Source organism: uncultured Dialister sp., assembly GCF_937959425.1.
GTDB lineage: Bacteria > Bacillota > Negativicutes > Veillonellales > Dialisteraceae > Dialister.
In genome coordinates this window covers 1-18490 of the sequence record NZ_CALGPS010000031.1, presented here as the reverse complement: position 1 = coordinate 18490, position 18490 = coordinate 1, and the positions used below count along the sequence as shown (strand labels likewise).

At 52.5% G+C, this 18490-nt stretch carries 13 protein-coding genes; 1 reads left to right on the top strand and 12 read right to left on the bottom strand.

Annotated features, from left to right (window positions below; genetic code table 11):
• Positions 1-753: 753 nt before the first annotated feature.
• From rpmF to Q0482_RS01305, 12 genes are all read right to left on the bottom strand, one after another.
• Entirely contained in the window at positions 754-939 is a 186-nt protein-coding gene (gene rpmF / locus Q0482_RS01360) for a 50S ribosomal protein L32 (RefSeq protein ID WP_008858833.1), read from the bottom strand.
• A gap of 379 nt (positions 940-1318) precedes the next feature.
• Positions 1319-3181, bottom strand: a complete 1863-nt coding sequence (gene uvrC, locus Q0482_RS01355) for an excinuclease ABC subunit UvrC (protein WP_299142434.1) — start codon at positions 3179-3181, stop codon at positions 1319-1321.
• Positions 3168-6017 (bottom strand): excinuclease ABC subunit UvrA, encoded by a 2850-nt coding sequence (gene uvrA, locus Q0482_RS01350; RefSeq protein ID WP_299142431.1) that lies wholly within the window; start codon positions 6015-6017, stop codon positions 3168-3170. Before uvrA ends, uvrC begins: the two co-directional genes overlap by 14 nt.
• Before the next feature lie 597 nt (positions 6018-6614).
• On the bottom strand, positions 6615-8723 hold the full coding sequence (uvrB, locus tag Q0482_RS01345) for an excinuclease ABC subunit UvrB (protein ID WP_291056632.1): 2109 nt from the start codon (positions 8721-8723) through the stop codon (positions 6615-6617).
• Positions 8724-9343: 620 nt separating this feature from the next.
• A complete protein-coding gene (gene rnc, locus Q0482_RS01340) occupies positions 9344-10078 on the bottom strand; it encodes a ribonuclease III (RefSeq protein WP_291056634.1) in 735 nt (244 codons plus the stop codon).
• The gene (gene fabF, locus Q0482_RS01335) at positions 10075-11322 is read right to left on the bottom strand and encodes a beta-ketoacyl-ACP synthase II (protein ID WP_291056636.1); all 1248 of its coding nucleotides are present in this window, start codon (positions 11320-11322) and stop codon (positions 10075-10077) included. The genes rnc and fabF overlap by 4 nt, the downstream gene beginning before the upstream one ends.
• A gap of 171 nt (positions 11323-11493) precedes the next feature.
• Complete coding sequence (locus Q0482_RS01330) at positions 11494-11727, bottom strand: acyl carrier protein (protein ID WP_008858827.1); 234 nt, start codon at positions 11725-11727, stop codon at positions 11494-11496.
• A 136-nt stretch (positions 11728-11863) separates the two neighbouring features.
• Positions 11864-12607: a 3-oxoacyl-[acyl-carrier-protein] reductase gene (gene fabG, locus Q0482_RS01325; RefSeq protein WP_299142425.1), complete on the bottom strand. Its 744-nt coding sequence runs from the start codon at positions 12605-12607 to the stop codon at positions 11864-11866.
• Between the two features lie 3 nt (positions 12608-12610).
• Positions 12611-13549: an ACP S-malonyltransferase gene (gene fabD, locus Q0482_RS01320; RefSeq protein ID WP_299142438.1), complete on the bottom strand. Its 939-nt coding sequence runs from the start codon at positions 13547-13549 to the stop codon at positions 12611-12613.
• Positions 13550-13672: 123 nt separating this feature from the next.
• Positions 13673-14665, bottom strand: a complete 993-nt coding sequence (locus Q0482_RS01315; RefSeq protein WP_291056678.1) for a beta-ketoacyl-ACP synthase III — start codon at positions 14663-14665, stop codon at positions 13673-13675.
• A 120-nt stretch (positions 14666-14785) separates the two neighbouring features.
• Complete coding sequence (gene plsX, locus Q0482_RS01310) at positions 14786-15811, bottom strand: phosphate acyltransferase PlsX (RefSeq protein WP_299142422.1); 1026 nt, start codon at positions 15809-15811, stop codon at positions 14786-14788.
• Complete coding sequence (locus Q0482_RS01305; protein ID WP_299142419.1) at positions 15804-16349, bottom strand: DeoR family transcriptional regulator; 546 nt, start codon at positions 16347-16349, stop codon at positions 15804-15806. Before Q0482_RS01305 ends, plsX begins: the two co-directional genes overlap by 8 nt.
• A gap of 645 nt (positions 16350-16994) precedes the next feature.
• On the opposite strand from Q0482_RS01305, the gene Q0482_RS01300 reads away from it, so the two are divergent.
• Complete coding sequence (locus tag Q0482_RS01300; RefSeq protein ID WP_299142416.1) at positions 16995-18065, top strand: nitronate monooxygenase family protein; 1071 nt, start codon at positions 16995-16997, stop codon at positions 18063-18065.
• Positions 18066-18490 lie beyond the last annotated feature (425 nt).

The window sequence follows — 18490 nt, the reverse complement described above, 5'->3', positions numbered from 1 at the left end:
GGCGAGCGCAGCGAGCCGGAAGGGGTCAGCTGCCTGCGGCAGCTGATATAAAATAGGGGCTGTAAAGAAATGATTGAACATTTTTTCACAGCCCCCTACCCTCAGCCCTGTCGGGCAGCTCCATTCCGGTCGGGCAAACACAAGGAAGGCTTTTCTGAATTTCTCGTTTTCCCTTGAGGGAAAATGCCACGAAGTGGCAAAAGGGTGTACGAGGGTAAGAATGATGATGCTGCTCCATTGTTGTCCTACGCAGGGCCAACTTTGCCCGACTTGGCAATCCTATGCAGGATTACCACCAAAGGAAGGAGCCTAACGTTACGGGAAGGAGCCTATTTTACAGGATTACCTTCCCGCCCTCATCGTCATTTTGAGCCGCCGGCGAAGAATCTTGGTACGCGCCGACAATGAATCCAACTAGGGAAGCGCTGATTAAATCACTGTCTGCTTTTATTCTTGGATTTTTATGCAATGCAAGGAATGGGACGACGCGAATAGCGAGCTATTTAAGGAGTCCCATGACGAAGCAGTGCATAAAAATTCTTATAAAAGCAGACTCTATGAATTAATCAGTGCTTCCCTAGCCCACCAGCCCACTAAAGAATACCGGTCAGCGGGAAGTGACCGCCTGAGCATCTGATGTCCATCTTCTGCCATCTATCATCTAAAATCTATCTTCTATCGTCTATTTTCTACCATCTATCCACTTTCCAGGCACTAAAAAAACGTTTCCCTCTGAAGGAAAACGTTTTTCTATTATTCTTCAACAGTCTTGCTGATGATCTGTTTGCCTTTGTAGTAACCGCATACAGGGCATACATGATGAGGTTTTTTCAGTGCATGGCACTGCGGGCATTCCACAAGACCCGGAACAGTCAGCTTCCAGTTTGCACGTCTCTTGTCACGACGGGATCTGGAACTTTTTGTCTTCGGAACCGGCATTCTTAGCACCTCCTTACCTATCGGCCTGCCGCTTGATAGCTCCTGCTGTATGTTTTATACAGCGCCTTAAGCTGGTGGATAAAATTATCAACTTCATCATTATACGTGGAGAATCGGCCTTTGTCAAGGGCAGAGAGAGAAAAGGCGACAATGAATGTGGAGGGAATCGGTGTGCTTTCGTACTAGTGGGCTAGTAGGAGTCACTTACAGCACTTATCGTAGTTCTCCCCCGCCGACCGGTATTTACCGGCTTCTTTTTCACTATCGGCATGCACCAGGATTCTTCGCTGGCGCCCAGAATGACCGCTCCGGCGGGCTGTCTGACTGTCTGAACGTCTGACATCTGATTGTCTGACGTCTGACGTCTGTCTTCTGACGTCTATTCCCCCACCTTCTGTCCGTTAATGATCATCTGTTTTTCATCTTTTCTCATGTGGAAGAAACGGTGCACCGCTTCGGCGGCTCTTTTGTTCATGCCGGGGACCTGGGACAGTTCTTCCACCGTGGCTTTTCTGATTTCGTCCAGGGAGCGGAAGGCGTGCCAGAGGGCGTTTCTTCTGGTGGGGCCAATGCCTTCGATGTGATCCAGCACGGATTCCGTATTTCTTTTATTGGTCCATTTCCTGTGGTAGGTGATGACGAAGCGATGGGCTTCGTCGCGGATGAACTGGAGAAGCTGGAGAGCCGGTTCGTGGTGGTCAAGGATAATGGGGTTTTCGCTGCCTTCTACGTAGATTTCTTCGATTCTCTTGGCCAGGCCGATGACCGGAGAGTCGCAGCCGGCTTCGCGGATGGCGGGGAGGGCGGCGTGGAGCTGACCAAGGCCGCCATCGAGGACGATGAGGTCGGGAGCAGGCCAGTCTTTGTGATTTCCGTAGCGGCGGCTAATGACTTCCGCCATGGATTTGAAGTCGTCGGCGTGGCCCTGGGTGGTCTGGAGTTTGAATTTCCTGTATTCCCGCTTGGCCGGACGGCCGTGCTCGAAGACCACCATGGAGCCGGTGGTTTCAGCGCCCTGGTTATGGGAAATATCGAAGCATTCCATCCGTTCCGGCAGCCTTGGCAGGTTCAGGAGGTCCTTCAGCTTTTTCACAGCCCCCTGTTCCCGGGCGTCCTGGTATTCCCACTGCAGTTTCTTGTCGGAAAGATACTTGGCGGCATTGGCCATGGCCATGTCCTTGAGCCGACGTTTGAATCCCCGCTGGGGCAGGATAAGGCTGACTTCGTTGCCCCGAAGTTTTGTCATCCACGAGGCAATGAGGTCCTGTTCCGCCGGAAGGAGGGGCAGGATGATTTCTTTGGGAATGGAGGTGGGATTGGCGCCGTAGAAATCGCGGATGAAGGCGGTTACGATTTCTTCGTCCGTTTCGTTTTCACTTTCCGGAATGCTGAAGTTTTCCTTACCCACCATACGGCCGTAGCGGATGTAGAAGACTTCCAGACCCGCATGGCTGCCGTCCCGGGCATAGCCCACCACGTCAAAGTCCCCTTCATTGGCCACAATGTGCTGGCGCTGCTGTACGGACTCGATGGCCCGGATCTGGTCCCGGAATTTGGCGGCCAGTTCATAGTCCATTTTTTCCGAAGCATCCATCATTTTCTGCTTCAGTTCTTTCACCAGTTCCATGCTTTTCCCTTCAAAAAGGTCGCACACCGTGCGGACATAGGAGTCATAGTCCTCTCTGGAACAGAGTTGGAAACAGGGCGCACAGCATAGATGAAGGTGGTACTGGAGGCAGGGCCTTGACACCTTCATGGAGCGGCAGTTGCGGATAGGATAGTAGCGGCGCAGGAGGCTCAGGGTGGTACGGAGGCTCCCTACGTCAGTGAAAGGGCCGAAGTAGCGGGCGCCATCGTCATGGCGGATGTTCCGGGTGACGAAAATGCGGGGCCATTCTTCATTGGTGGTGATTTTCACGTAGGGATAGGATTTGTCGTCCCTGAGGGAAATATTGTACTTCGGGTGGATTTCCTTGATGAGGTTGCATTCCAGGATGAGGGCTTCCATTTCCGTGGCGGTCATGGTAATGTCCAGGTCCTCCGCATGGCGGATCATGGCCGCCACCTTGGGGGAGCGGTTCTTGTCCTCCCTGACGTAGGAGCGGACCCGGTTCTTCAGGTTCTTTGCCTTTCCCACATAAATGATGCGTCCGTCCTTGTCTTTCCAGCGATAGACGCCGGGGGAGTCGGGCAGGGCTTCCACCTTGGCCCTGATTTTGTCGTTTACGTCAATCATTTTCATGGGCTTTCATCACTTCTCTGGTTCTTTCAATCACAGGAAGGAGGTACTGGCCGGTGTAGGAACGCTTCACCCGGCAGATGTCTTCCGGTGTGCCGCAGGCCACCACTTCGCCGCCCTTGTCTCCCCCTTCGGGGCCCAGGTCGATGATGTAGTCCGCCACCTTCACCACGTCCAGGTTATGTTCGATGACCACCACCGTATTACCCTGGTCCACCAGTTTCTGCAGTACAATGAGCAGTTTACGGATGTCTTCGGAGTGAAGGCCGGTGGTAGGTTCGTCCAGAATGTAGAGGGTATCGCCGGTGCCCCTTCTCATGAGTTCCGTAGCCAGTTTCACGCGCTGGGCTTCGCCGCCGGACATGGTGGTGGCAGGCTGGCCCAGATGGATGTAGCCCAGCCCCACTTCCTGCAGGGTTTCCAGTTTGCGGAGAATCTTCGGATGGTTTTCAAAGAAGGGCACCGCTTCGTCCACCGTCATGTTGAGGACGTCGGAAATATTTTTCCCTTTGTAACGCACTTCCAGGGTCTCCCTGTTATACCGGGCGCCGTGGCACACTTCGCAGGGTACGTACACGTCGGAGAGGAACTGCATTTCGATTTTAATAATACCGTCGCCATGGCAGGCTTCGCAGCGGCCGCCTTTGATGTTGAAGCTGAAGCGGCCGGGCTTGTATCCTCTCATTTTCGCTTCGGAGGTCTGGCTGAAAAGTTCCCGGATATCATTGAACACGCCGGTATAGGTGGCAGGATTGGAACGGGGCGTACGGCCGATGGGCTGCTGGTCGATGTCGATGATTTTATCCACATATTCCGCCCCTTCCATGGAGTCATACTTCCCGGCAGCATAGGAGGTATGGTTTTTCATATTGGACAGGCCCTGGTAGAGGATTTCATTCACCAGGGTACTCTTGCCGGAGCCTGACTCACCGGTGACCACAGTGAAAGCTCCCAGAGGGAAGGAAACATTAATATGCTTCAGGTTATGCTCTGACGCGCCCTTGATGGTAAGGAACAGGCCATTTCCTTTTCTTCTGTGTTCCGGCAGAGGAATATATTTTTCGCCCCGAAGGTAGGCGCCGGTAATGGATTTCTTTGATTTCTTAATATCCTCCGGCGTCCCTTCCGCCACCACATATCCGCCGTTTTCACCGGCACCGGGTCCGATGTCCACGACCCAGTCAGCAGAGCGGATAGTGTCTTCATCGTGTTCCACCACAATGAGTGTATTTCCCAGATCCCGCATTCCTTTCAGTGTGGCAAGAAGTTTGTCATTGTCCCGCTGGTGGAGGCCGATGGATGGTTCATCCAGAATATAAAGCACCCCCACCAGACCGGAACCGATCTGGGTGGCCAGACGGATGCGCTGGGCTTCACCGCCGGAAAGGGTAGACGCTCCTCTGGACAGGGTCAGGTATTCCAGGCCCACATTGGAAAGGAAGGTGAGACGGCTTTTCACTTCCCGAAGAATCTGGTCTGCAATGATTTTTTCCTTATCTGTCAGTTCCAGCTTTTCCAAATAGGGGAGGAGCTCGGAAACGGGCATATCAGATATTTCTGCTATATTCTTACCGCCCACCCGGAAGGCCAGGCTTTCCGGACGGAGACGGGCGCCATGACACACAGGGCAGGGCTTTTCAATGAGGTAATTGGCCAGGGATTCCTTCATTTTTTCCGTCCAGGCCTCTTCATACCGCCTCTTCGTCATGGGCACAAGGCCTTCAAACTGGCGCTGGTACGTCTTTGTTTCTCCATCCTGGTTGGTGTAGGAAAAAGTGAGCATCTCCCTTCCACCGTACTTGAATTCCTCCTGTCCTTTGGGAGGAAGGTCATCAAAGCAGGCATCCATGGTGAGATCATAGGATTTCAAAAAGGCATCCAGCTGCTTGTACAGCCAGCTTTCCCGGTTATAGGGGAAGGGGCGGATGGCGCCCAGGCGGAAGGTCTGCTTATGATCCGGCAGGATACGGCGGAAATCCGCTTCCAGGGAGGAGCCGAGCCCCATGCAGGCCTGGCAGGCGCCGAAGGGATTATTGAAGGAGAAAATGCGGGGCTCCGGTTTTGGCAGGGAAATACCGCAGTCCGGGCAGGCAAAATGGGTGCTGAAAAGGTAGTCCTTCCCGCCAACCACGGCTCCCACCATGAGACCGTCCCCCAGCTTCAGCGCTTCTTCCACAGAGTCCGTGAGGCGGCGCATGATGCCTTCCTTGATAACAATGCGGTCCACCACCACTTCGATGGTGTGCTTCTTATTCTTTTCCAGTTCGATTTCATCGGAAAGAGAGATTACCTGTCCGTCCACTCTCACCCGGACATAGCCTTCCTTCCGGAGCTCTTCCAGCAGCTTCTTGTGGGTGCCTTTTTTCTGGGAGGCCACAGGGCCCAGCACCATGAGCTTCGTCCTGTCTCCCAGTGCCATAAGGGCGTCTACGATCTGGTCCACCGTCTGCCGCTGGATGGGCCTGCCGCAGTGAGGACAGAAGGCCCGGCTGGCATGGGCAAAGAGCATACGGAGGTAATCATGGATTTCCGTCACCGTGCCTACGGTGGAACGGGGATTGTGGCTGGTGGATTTCTGGTCGATGGAAATGGCCGGTGAAAGGCCGGAAATCTTATCCACATCCGGCTTGTTCATCTGCCCTAAAAACTGGCGGGCATAGGCAGACAGGGACTCCACATACTTCCTCTGCCCTTCCGCATAAATGGTATCAAAGGCCAGGGACGACTTGCCGGAGCCCGAGAGGCCTGTGAATACGATGAGCTTATTCCGGGGCAGGGTAAGGTCGATGTTCTTCAGGTTATTCTGCCTGGCCCCGTGAATGACAATTCCTTTTTCCATTCTATTCCTTTCTCATGATGTAAGTGTCATAAGCTGATGATTGATTCTATGTGATTATGGGTCCAAAGGGTTCTGCGCCCTTTGGGCGCAGAAGGTTCTAAAGTTTGACGGGGCTTTCGCCCCGAAGGTTCTCAGGTTTGACAGCGGCTTCGCCGCTGAGGGTTGTGGTGGCGGCTATCGCCGCAGATTTTAGCCCCTTCCACAGGCAGAAGCCAGCAACACTTCTGAGCCGGGCTAATATGTGAGCATAGCCTGCACACAAAGCGAACACCTTAAAGCCCGGCCAGCGGGTGTCGCCGTAGGCGACGGAGGATAGGGGCATGGATTAGAAATTAGAAATCAGACGTCAGCCTGCGTTACGTGCTTACCTTTCCCACCCTCTCGTCATTCTGAAGGCAGTGAAGAATCTTGGTGCATGACGATGGTGTCTCATTTACCGGTAAATACCCGGTCGGCAGGAAGGAGCCGCCTGAGGCGGCTCAGCTCACTGCGTTCGCTTCCCCTTTGGTGCCTGTGGGCGCCGCCTTTCCCCCTAAAGGGGCACTATGGATGCTAAGCAGCATCCCCTATTTGAACCCAGGGCCGCTTTGCGGCCCCTTATATTTTCTTCTTCATGGGCCGGTTGATTCTCTTCTTCCCCGCGCTCACCCTTTTCAAGGCAGCGTCGGCTCTGGAGCCATAGCGATCGGTCCACATCTGGCGCAGTTTGGCCAGCTGGTCCCTCCACATGGCGGCTTCTTCAAATTCCAGGGATTTGGCAGCCCTTTTCATATCTTTTTCGGTCTGCTGCATCTGCATATACAGCTCTTCATCCGACATTTCTTCCTTTTTGTCGGGTTTCTTACTGTACTCTGCCGGCTTTTCCTCTATCTTCGTAAGGTCGATGAGGTCCTTAACCCGCTTCTGCACTGTGTGAGGCGTAATGTGGTGTTCCTTGTTATAGGCTTCCTGGATGCTGCGGCGGCGGTTGGTTTCGTCAATGGCGTATTTCATGGACTTTGTCACCCGGTCCGCATACATGATGACGTGGCCGTGTTCATTCCTAGCGGCCCGGCCGATGACCTGGATCATGGATGTTTCCGAACGGAGGAACCCTTCCTTGTCGGCATCAAGAATGGCCACTAGGGATACTTCCGGCATATCCAGCCCTTCACGGAGCAGGTTGATGCCTACCAGTACGTCAAAAACGCCGGCCCGGAGGTCACGGATGATTTCCGCTCTTTCAATGGTGGCTACATCGGAATGAAGGTAACGCACTTTTACTCCTGCTTCGGTGAGGAAATCGGTAAGGTCCTCCGCCATTTTCTTGGTGAGTGTGGTAATGAGCACACGCTCATGGGCCTCTTCCCTCTTATGGATTTCACCGAGCAGGTCATCCATCTGCCCTTCAATGGGCCGCACTTCGATGCTTGGATCCAAAAGGCCGGTGGGACGGATAATCTGCTCTGCCAGGTTCGTTTGTACCCCCATTTCATAGGGCCCCGGCGTGGCGGATACATAAATAATCTGGTTGATTCGTTCCGTAAATTCATCAAAGGTCAGGGGCCTGTTGTCCAGGGCGCTGGGCAGGCGGAAGCCATAGTCCACCAAGGTGCGCTTTCTGGACTGGTCGCCGTTGTACATGGCCCGAAGCTGGGGCACCGTTACATGGGATTCATCAATCATGATGAGGAAATCATCGGGGAAATAGTCCAAAAGGGTGTAGGGCGGCTCTCCGGGCTTTCTGTCCGACATATGGCGGGAATAGTTTTCGATGCCCGAGCAGTACCCTACCTCCTGCATCATTTCCAGGTCATAGTTCGTCCGCTGTTCCAGACGCTGGGCCTCCAGCAGTTTTCCTTCATCCCTGAGTTCCTTCAGCCTTCCCTGCAGTTCCGTCTCAATGGAGCCCATAGCCCGCCGCAGTTTATCGGAGCTGGTAACATAATGGGAAGCAGGAAATATGCCGATGTGGTTTCGTTCCGCCACCGTTTCTCCGGTGAGCACATCAAACTCGGTGAGTGAGTCCACCTCATCGCCGAACATTTCAATCCGCACGGCCACATTATTTTCGGACGCAGGAAATACGTCGATGGTATCGCCCCGTACCCGGAAGGTATCTCTGGTGAAATTCATGTCATTCCGCATGTACTGCATATTCACCAGCTTTTCGATAATGGTATCCCTGTCGATTTCCTCTCCCGGACGAAGGGAAAGGCCCATGGTGCTGTAGTCCTCCGGATCCCCCAAGCCGTAAATGCAGGACACGGAAGCCACGATGATAACGTCCTTCCTTTCAAAGAGGGCCATGGTTGCGGAATGGCGCAGCCTGTCGATTTCCTCGTTCCGGGACGAATCTTTCTCTATATAGGTGTCCGTCTGGGGCACATAGGACTCCGGCTGGTAATAATCGTAATAACTGACGAAATAATACACCGCGTTGTCCGGGAAGAAATCCTTGAACTCGCTGGCCGTCTGGGCCGCCAGGGTTTTATTCGGTGAAATAATCAGGGTAGGCCGCTGCACTTCTTCAATTACCTTGGCCATGGTAAAGGTTTTCCCTGTGCCTGTGGCCCCCAGAAGCACCTGGGCCCACTGCCCCTCATTCAGCCCTTCCACCAGTGATTTCACCGCCTTTGGCTGGTCACCGGTAGGCTGAAAAGGCGCCTTCAGCTTGAATGGAACCATGGGCTCCATATACTGCCTTTGTATCCTGCTCTTATCCATAGACATCCTCTTCGCGTAAAGAAAAATGAAACCATTCAAAATGAACAGTTTCATAATCGATATTTTTCTATTTTAATTATACCATGACAGGCAAGTAATTGTGTGTTTGGGGAGAGAAAAAAGGTTCTTAAGATTGATGCGCCCTGCGGCATGAGAGTTCAGAAGGTTCAAAGGGTTCTGAAGTTTGACAGCGGCCTTTGGCCGCTGAGGGTTGTGGATAGCCCCACAGGGGAAACGACTCACTGGATTTTCAGTCGTCTGACGACTCCCTACAAATCCAGTTCGCTGTGCACCGCCTTTGGCGGCTATGAGTATAAAGTCGACGTTACGGGACTTGCGTTTGTGTCATTATTGCTCCCCAGTCATTTCGAGCAATGGTAAGCGCAATATGAATCCTGCCTATCATGGATTCAGTGAAACGAAGTCCTCAAATCTCCCTGCAGAAGACTGCCTGTCGGCAGGCAGCCTCTTAAAAGGAAGGCCTATCTAAATTTTTCGTGTCCCCTTTCCCATCCTAAAGGGAACGCGGGACGTTGCGGGATTTGCCTTTATGTCTCCGGCGCTGCATAGCGAAGAGACCATCACAAAAGCACCGTCCCTTCCGGATCCGGTGCTTTCTTTTATATCTGTGCGCCTTTCTGCAGGCGGCCGATGGCTTCTTTGGCCGCTTTCTGGGCTGCTTCTTTTTTATTTTTTCCTTTGCCTGTACCGAAGTCTTTTCCATTGATGGTAATCTTCATCCAGATGGTTTTGTCATGGTCCGGCCCTTCGTCGCGGATGACTTCGTAGTGAATTTCTGCATCTTTGTGCTTCTGCACCAGTTCCTGCAGGTCCGTTTTGTAGTCATGGTCGTAGTTGCCTTCGTCGATGAGGTCCAGGTATTTCTTCAGGTGACCCAGGATGAAGCGGGATGCCACTTCGTAGTTGTTGTCCAGGTAGATGGCGCCGATGACTGCTTCGAAGGCGTCTCCCAGGATGGAGACCCTTGTCCTTCCGCCGGACATTTCTTCGCCCCTGCCAAGACGCATGTAGTCGCCGATGTGGAACTTGGCGGCACATTCTGCACAGGCCGGTTTGCATACGGCGCTGGCTTTGGCGCGGGTCAGATTTCCTTCAGGCCAGGTAGGAAAGCGTAGGAAGAGGTATTCCCCCACCACCAGGTCCAGTACTGCGTCCCCCAGGAATTCCAGTCGTTCATTGTCATGAATGACTTCGTTCTTATGCTCGTTGGCATAGGAAGTATGGGTGAGGGCGGTGTTCAGGAGCTGGATATTCTGTACGGGAATATTGTTCTCTTCCGCAAATTTCCTTACTTCCTCAAGGCGTTCTTTACGCCTTGTTTCTGCATGGCTCATTCTTCATAGCGCCTCATCACCACAACAGCGTTGTGACCGCCGAAGCCGAAGGCATTGGACATGGTGACGTCCACCTTCACGTCCCGGGGGCCTTCCTGTACATAGTCCAGGTCGCATTCCGGATCCGGAGTCTTCAGGTTCAGTGTCTGGTGTACTTTATTGTGCTCAATGGACAGCACGCATACGATGGCTTCGATAGCGCCGGCTGCGCCCAGCAGATGGCCGGTCATAGATTTGGTGGAGTTGATAACCACGTCATAGGCATGTTTGCCCAGTACATCTTTGATGGCCTTTGTTTCATTCTTGTCGTTCAGGCCGGTGGAGGTACCGTGGGCATTGATGTAGTCAATGTCATCAGGGGAAATGCCTGCGTCGTCGATGGCTTTCTTCATGCAGCGGGCTGCCAGTTCTCCGCCGGGACGGGGAGCGGTGATGTGGTAGGCATCGCCGTTGGAACCGTAGCCGATGACTTCTGCATAAATGTGGGCGCCTCTCTTCTTTGCATGTTCAAGTTCTTCCAGAATGAGCACGCCGCTGCCTTCGCCAAGGACAAATCCGTCTCTTCTTACGTCAAAGGGGCAGGATGCTTCTTCCGGCGGGCATTCGCGGGAGGACAGGGCCTTCATGGCAGCAAATCCTGCCATCGGGGTCTTTGCCACAGCAGCTTCGGTGCCGCCGGCAAACATGACATCCGCATCGCCGTACTGGATGGTTCTGGTGGCGCGGCCGATGGCGTTGTTTCCGGAAGCGCAGGCGGTCACATCTGCCAGTACCGGTCCCATGAGGCCGAAGTTGATGGATACCTGGCCTGCAGCCATATTGGCAATCATCATAGGAACAGCAAAGGGATTGACCTTGGAAGGTCCTCTGGTATCGATGCGATGTACCGTATCTTCCATGGTTCCGATACCGCCGATGCCGGTACCGATGATGGTACCAACGCGATCCGGGTTTTCAGCGCTCATGTCCAGCTTGGCGTCTTCCACAGCCATTCTTGCTGCAGCCACGGCAAACTGCACATTCCGGTCCATATGGCGGACAGCTTTCCTGTCCCCCACATATTTCACCGGGTCAAAGTCTTTCACTTCACCGGCAATGCGGACAGGAAAATCTGCCGCATCAAATTCGGTAATGGGGCCGATGCCCGATTTTCCTGCCATCAGCGCATTCCAGAATTCCTCTGTTCCAATGCCTACAGGAGAAACAACGCCCATGCCCGTAATAACAACTCTTCTTTTTTCCATTAAGGAGCACCTCGCAATAACAATGATAAATATCTATATTCACGGTAGGATAAAACCTCAAAAAAACGGATGACAACGGATCGGTGGTCCGCTTTTTTGAGGCATTTTCCCCATCATACTGGTTTGCCGGGGAAACAATTCCCCGGCTCCATTATGACTATTACTTTCTGATTACTGAATCTGGCTGTCGATGTAGTCTACAGCGTTCTTTACAGTCTTAATCTTTTCAGCAGCATCATCCGGAATTTCGATGTCGAATTCTTCTTCAAATGCCATGATCAGTTCAACGATGTCGAGGGAATCAGCGCCCAGGTCGTCAATGAAAGTAGAATCGATAGTAACGTCAGCTTCGTTTACACCCAGCTGGTCAACAACGATTTTCTTTACTCTGTCAAAAGTGCTCATTATGATTTCACCACCTTTCATTGGGAAATGTACCTTTCTGATTATATTACAAGTAAGGGAGCTTGTCACCTGTTTTCCAAAGAACAGGCCGTTTTTTTAACAGCGTCTCATAAAGCAGGGACTTTCCCTATCCGGATTACATCACAAGTCCGCCGTCTACCACCAGCACCTGTCCGGTGATATAGGAAGAATCGTCGGATGCCAGGAAGCATACGGCCTTGGCAATATCTTCCGGCTGTCCCATGCGTCCCATGGGAATGGAGGAAATCATGCCTTCCCTGATCTTTTCGGGAATGCCGTCGGTCATGGCCGTTTCGATGAAGCCGGGAGCCACAGCGTTGACGCGGATGTTCCGGGCAGCCATTTCCTTGGCGCAGGCTTTGGTAAGGCCGATAACCCCTGCCTTGGCAGCGGCGTAGTTGGTCTGGCCGATATTGCCCATAATGCCGACTACAGAAGAAATATTAATGATAGAGCCTTTCCGCTTTCTCATCATCATGGCAGCAGCTGCCTTGGTGGTGAGGAAATCGCTCTTCAAATCGGTGGCGATGACATCATCCCAGTTGGATTCCTTCATGCGGATGAGGAGGGCATCCCTGTTGATGCCTGCATTATTGACCAGTACGTCCAGCCCGCCGAATTCATCTTTCACTGTTTTGAAAATGCGGTCCACATCTTCACTTTTGGACACATCTCCCTGAATGGTGAAGGCTTTGCCGCCTGCTTCTTCGATTTCCTTCTTCACCGCTTCTGCTGCGTCATGGCTTCCTGCATAATTCAGGGCCACTGCAAAGCCTCTGGCAGCCAGAGCCAGGGCGATGGCCCTGCCGATGCCTCTGGAAGCGCCGGTCACCAGCGCTGTTTTTTCAATATTTTCCATGGATTATTCTCCCTTCAGGGCTTTCACCACTTCATCCACCGTTGCCACGTCTTCTGCATGAACACAGGGCACCTTGCGGTCGATTTTTCTCATGAATCCGGAAAGAACGGTTCCCGGACCCGCTTCTACTGTATAGTCCACGCCGCCGTCAATCATGTTTCTGATGGATTCTTCCCAGTGTACCGGATGAGCGGCCTGGTCTACCAGGTTTTTGCGGATTTCATCGGCCTTTGTTTCTTCTTTGGCATTCACGTTGGCCACCACCGGAATCTTTGTATCATGGATTTCAATGGTATCCAGTACTTCCTTCAGTCTCTTTGCAGCCGGTTCCATAAGGGTGGAATGGAAAGGAGCGCTTACGTGGAGCATGATAGCCCGGCGGGCGCCGGCTGCCTTCAGTGCTTCGCATGCCTTTTCCACAGCCTTCGTAGCCCCGGCAATAACCACCTGTCCCGGGCAGTTGAAGTTCACTGCCTGCACCGGTGCTTCCGGAGTGGTGACTGACTGGCATACTTCCACAATCTTATCCGGTGTAAGGCCGATAACGGCCGCCATGCCGCCTTCTCCCAGAGGAACCGCTTCCTGCATGAAACGGCCGCGGAGATGAACCGTCTTCACAGCGTCAGCAAAGGAAAGGGCGCCGGCTGCCACAAGAGCGGAGTATTCGCCCAGGCTGTGGCCTGCAGCAATGTCCGGTTCCACTCCCTTTTCCTTCAGCACCTGCCATACGGCTACGCTGGCAGTCAGGATGGCGGGCTGGGTGAATTCCGTCTTCATCAGTTCGGAGTCCGGACCTTCAAACATCATTTTGGAAATGGAAAAGCCCAGTGTATCATCTGCTTCTTCAATCAGATGCTTTACAGAATCGTACTTTTCATAGAGATCATGAACCATGCCCACCTTCTGGGAGCCCTGGCCGGGGAAAAGAAATGCAGTTTTCATCATATCACCTCATGGCGTAATACGTAATAGTAACATTGTAGACTTTAGAAATAAACTCATGGGAAGACCGGTTTCCAGTTTCCTGTTTCAGAGACGAAAATCGGAAACTTCAACCTTACAGCCTCACATCCATCTCATCACGTCGCAACCCCAGGTCAAGCCGGCACCGAAGCCGGTGAGTACCACGATATCGCCGTGTTTCACCCTGCCTGCCCGCACTGCTTCATCAAGGGCAATGCCTACGGAGGCGGCGGAGGTGTTGCCGAAACGGTTTACGTTCACCCACATTCTATCCGCCGGCACCTGCAGCCGTTTTGCAATAGCCTGAATAATGCGGTTATTGGCCTGGTGGGCGATAAACATATTAATATCCTCTTTCTTCACGCCTGCTGCGTCCAGCGTTTTCAGGGTAGTGGCCCCCATGTGGCGGACCGCCGCCTTGAATACTTCCGGCCCTTCCATGTGGATATAAATACGGCCGGAATCGATGGCACGGTGAGTGACCGGCTCCGCTACGCCGCTGGCGGGAATGTCTAAGATTTTGCCAAGGCTGCCGTCGGAGCCAAGGTCAGACGCCAGAAGGCCATAGCCTTCTTCCGTTTCTCCAATCACCGCCGCTCCGGCGCCGTCGCCGAAGAGGATACAGGTGGAACGGTCATGCCAGTTCACCAGACGGGACAGGATTTCAGCACCGATAATCAGTACATGTTTGTACATGCCGGCCTTCACCATATTGGAAGCCAGGGCCACTGCGTAGATATAGCCGGAACAGCCGGCGGAAATATCCATGGCACCTGCATGGGTGCATCCCAGCTTGTCCTGCACCAGACAGGCAGTGGAAGGCACCACATAGTCCGGAGAAGCGGTGGCCACCAGAACGAAATCGATATCATCAGCAGTCACTCCGGCTGCCTCCATCGCCTGGCGGGCCGCCTTTACGCAGAGATCTGATGTATTTTCCGACTGGGCGGCAATATGTCTTGTCTCAATGCCTGTCCTGGTGCGGATCCATTCATCGGATGTATCCACCATTTTTTCCAAATCTTCATTTGTCAGTATCTTTTCCGGCGCATAATGACCGGTGCCAAGGATACCGGCAAAACGTTTTGTATTCATCATTAGAAATCCTTTCTCTGAAAAGAGACAGATTCTTACTTCTGAAACAGAATGGGGAAAAGCATCATCCCGTTGAATCTGCTTTTCCAAAATATCCATGCTTCCATAAGGAAGAAAAAATTATGATTCTTTCGGTAATTCCATGTGGGACAGGGTTTCCGCCACCACTTCATCCAGCCGCTGGCTGCAGACGTCCCTGGCCATGCGGATGGCATTCTTGATAGCCCGGGCTTTGGACGCTCCGTGGCAGATGAGAAGGGCTCCTTTGATACCAAGGAGCGGCGCACCGCCGTATTCGGAATAATCCAGACGCTTGGCCATATATTTCTTCAGCGCCGGCTTCAGGAGAAGGCCTCCCAGCTTGGCCCGGATACCGCCTTTCATCACTGCGTCCTTTAAAAGGGCGGCCATGAGCTTTCCGGCTCCTTCCCCGAACTTCAGCACCACATTGCCTGTGAAGCCGTCGGTAACGATGACGTCGAAATCGCCGGTCATCACATCCCGCCCCTCCGCATTGCCTGCAAAGGGAATCACTTTCTGACCGGAGAGCACCTGGTTCGCCTCTGCCACCAGGGGGCTGCCTTTAGCACTTTCCGCACCGATATTCAGAAGTCCGATTTTCGGATGGGAAATGCCCGCCACCTTCACCGCATAAATATATCCCAAAAGGGCATTCTGCACATAGGTTTCCACCTTAGGCTGGGCGCTGGCGCCGGAATCAATGAGGTATGTGTATCCCCCTTTTTCATTGGGGATAGGGGTCAGGATGGCGGGCCTTTCAATGCCCTTAATCCGTCCGATGCCCAGAAGGCCTGCAGTTACCGCAGCGCCGGTGGAACCGGGAGCGATAAGGGCTCCGCACTCTCCGCTTTTTACAAGTCTGGCTCCCACTGATACGGAAGCATCCTTCTTCTTGCGGTATGCCATGCCGGGATGTTCCCCCATTTCAATGACCTGGGACGCATGGTGGATTTCAATGAGGGGATTATTCTCTTCATGATGTTTCTTTAAAATATCACGGATTCGTTCTTCGTCACCTACCAGCACCACAGGAATATGATATTCCCGTACCGCCTGAACAGCGCCAAGAACGATTTCCAGCGGCGCAAAATCACCGCCCATAGCGTCAACTGCGATTTTATCCATGGGACGCCTCCGTCTCACTCAAAATTTCCATAATAAATTTGGCCCGGTATACCTCTTCATCTCCGCGGAAGAAACTGATATATATATGTTTCTTATTTCCCCGCATAAGGACGATGCGTCCCTTGACTATCAGGATAGTTCCGGGAACCACAGGAATCTTGTACTTAATATTTCCCACCTGGGTGGATGCAAAGGGTACTCCCGCCAGAGCTTCCGCAAATCCGGCCGCAGCACCGTAGAGCTTTTCCGCAGACACCATGCCGGCACTGTCGGTCATATCGTCTGTAGTCTTCAAAAGGCCTACGCCCTTCTGCCCCACGTCCAGATCCAGCACCCGAAGCCCTTCCCGGGCCTCTGAAGGCTGGGAAGCTACAAGATGTTCCATGCGTTCCCTCATCTGAGGAATGCCCAGGGTCTGCCTGTCCAGCCGGATGGTGGCTACAGATACAGAAAAACGTTCTGCCAGATCTCCGTCTGTCAGACATGGATTTTGGCGAAGTAAATTCTGTATCGCTTCTCGTCTTTGGTTTTTATCCATTTTCCGTTTTTCCGTCATTTTTATCACCTGCTGATAATACTATACCACAACCATGCAAGTACTGCACCAGAAAATTGGATAAAAGGAGAAATTTTCGATTTCATCCTGTTTTCCGTTCTCCCCGCTCGGCCCTTTGTGAAAAGAAGCCTTCCGGCAGAAAAAAAGCATAGTCCATTTGAGCCGGCAGAAATCAGATTTTTGTTATTTCTGCTGTTATCACCAGATAAGAAGTTAGAAGGTAGATGGTAGAAGGTAGAAGATAGAGGCCAGACGGTCCGCCGGAGAGGTCATTCCGAGCGAAGCGAAGAATCTCGGTACCTGCCGTTAGTGGAACTAAAGTGGGTAAATACCAATCGGCGGGTGGGATGAAAAAACATCAGACCCACAGATAGCAGACTGCCGATTGCTATTGATTGCTAAGGATATAAAAAGACCAGAACCCAGGACCCAAAAACAAAAACTATAAATTTATACTATCATTTATAAATGTATGATTTTATTCCTGTATTTCAGTAAAAATTCTCATTGACTTATTGTCTCATATGGAATAAACTACAGTGAATACAGGATACAACATCATTTTCAGTTTGTCAAACAATCATTTCTTTTCGTATTATATTTTTAAAACTATTCAGGAGTGATACTATGAAATTTCCAAAGCTTCACATTGGTGACCTCACCGCCAATATCCCGATCATCCAGGGCGGCATGGGCATCGGCGTCAGCCTTTCCGGACTGGCCGGCGCTGTGGCAAAAGAAGGGGGTATCGGCGTCATTTCCGCCGCCCAGGTAGGTTTCAATGAACCGGATTTCCGCACCAACACAGTGAAGGCCAATATCCGTGCTCTGAAGGACCAGATTCAGAAGGCCAGGGAAAAAGCAAGAAACGGGATTATCGGCGTAAACATCATGTGGCGGGGCCAGCATTATGAAGACTACGCCCGCACCGCCGCCGAAAACGGAGCGGACATCATCTTCTCCGGCGCCGGCCTGCCGGCGGACCTTCCTGTATGTGTGGAGGGGACCGATACGAAAATTGCGCCCATCATCGGTTCTCCCAAAGCAGCCCGGGTTATTCTGAAGCTGTGGGCAAAGCACCATAACCGCACTGCCGATCTGGTGGTCATCGAGGGGCCGAAAGCCGGCGGCCATCTGGGCTACACCAGAGAACAGGTCAAAATGCATGAAAGCGACGGCTATGAAAAGGAAATCAAGGAAATCCTCGACGTAGTCAAAGAATTTGAAGAAAAATTCCACAAGCGGATTCCTGTCATCTTCGGCGGCGGTATTTTCGATAAAAAGGATATTGAACATTACCTTTCCCTCGGCCTCTCCGGCGTGCAGATGGCTACCCGCTTCGTAGCCACTAAAGAATGCGATGCTTCTGACGCTTTCAAAAATATGTACGTGAAAGCAAAAGAAAAAGACGTCACCATCGTGCAGAGCCCGGTTCATATGCCCGGCAGGGCCCTTCTGAACCCCTTTGTATGTGCTGTGCAGCAGAGAAGAATGCCGGTAACCAACTGCTTCCACTGCCTTAAGACCTGCGACCCCGGCACCACCCCCTACTGCATCACCCAGGCCCTCATCCGCGCCGTCAAAGGAGATGTAGACCACGGCCTCGTCTTCTGCGGTGCCAATGCATGGCGGATTAATAAAATCACCACGGTTCACGACCTGTTCACCGAACTGGTGGAAGGAACGGCAAAGGCGTAAGAGACTGAACCCTCTGGGCGCAGAGGGGCGCCGCTGACGCGGCAGGTTGTATAAAAAGGTTGTGTGCGCTTCGCGCAAAGAGGCCGGTTTCAAAAGGTTCAAAGAGTTCTGTGGGTTCAGAGGGGGAAGGTTGACGGGGCCTGGGGCCCCAAGGGTTCTTAAGGTTCTTAAGTTTGACAGACGCTCTGCGTCTGAGGGTTGTGGATTGCCGCTAACGCGGCAATAAATATAAAGTCAGCGTTACGGGATTACCTTTCCTCCCTCATCGTCATTCCCAGCCGCAGGCGAAGAATCTTGGTGCATGCCGCATATGAGGCAATCGGAATAAATACTAACCAGCGGGAAGGCTGCCCTTTGGCAGTCTGTTCATCCTGCAGTCCCGTGATTTTATATCTAGGAAGCATTTGGGCTGCCGGCTAAAAATC